At 48.8% G+C, this 756-nt stretch carries 1 pseudogene; it reads left to right on the top strand.

Annotated elements, in window-relative coordinates:
- Window positions 1-756, top strand: a pseudogene (locus ACTJJS_RS33490) (DUF6443 domain-containing protein); the annotation flags it as partial.

Genomic DNA, 756 nt, shown 5'->3' with positions numbered 1-756 from the left:
AGCTCCAGTCCGTATACGATGCGGTAAGGGCCAAAACGGGCCTGGGAGATTTTACCGACAGCCAGGCGGATGGGATTGACTATAGTTATGACGGTGCCGGTAACCTCACCCGTGATGAAAATAAACAGATTGCTGCTATCAGCTACAATCATCTCAACCTGCCTGAATTGATAACGATTAAGGGTAAGGGGAATATCCGTTTCCTGTATGACGCTGCCGGTGCTAAAGTACGCAAGGTTGTTACCGATAATACCAGTGGTATTGCCAAAGTTACCAGGACCGACTATCTGGGCGGTTTCATATACGAAAATGACAGCCTGCGTTTTGCCGGACATGAAGAGGGCAGGATACGGACTGTTTATCAGGCCGGTCAGGCGCCTGATTTTGTATACGATTATTTTGTAAAGGATCATTTAGGTAATACCCGGCTGGTGCTGACAGAACAGACAAACCTATCCATATACGCCGCGACGATGGAGACGCCCAATGCTGCCAAAGAAAACCAGCTGTTCAGTAATATTGACAATACCCGCAGCAATAAACCGGTAGGTTACCCGACAGATGAAAGCGCCGGAAAAAATGAATCGGTGGCCAAACTGACAGCTACCGGCAACGGTAAGAAGATAGGGCCTTCGCTGGTGTTAAGGGTCATGGCAGGGGATACGATCCAGTTGAGCAGCAAGGCGTTTTATAAATCCAACGGTCCTGTTAACAAGAATAGCCCTGTTGTACCGGCGGAAAACATGGTAGCGGACC

This window comes from Chitinophaga sp. 22308, from assembly GCF_052045305.1.
Taxonomy (GTDB): domain Bacteria; phylum Bacteroidota; class Bacteroidia; order Chitinophagales; family Chitinophagaceae; genus Chitinophaga; species Chitinophaga varians_A.
The sequence above is the reverse complement of the archived record's forward strand: the minus strand, read 5'-3'. Positions and strand labels throughout refer to the sequence as shown.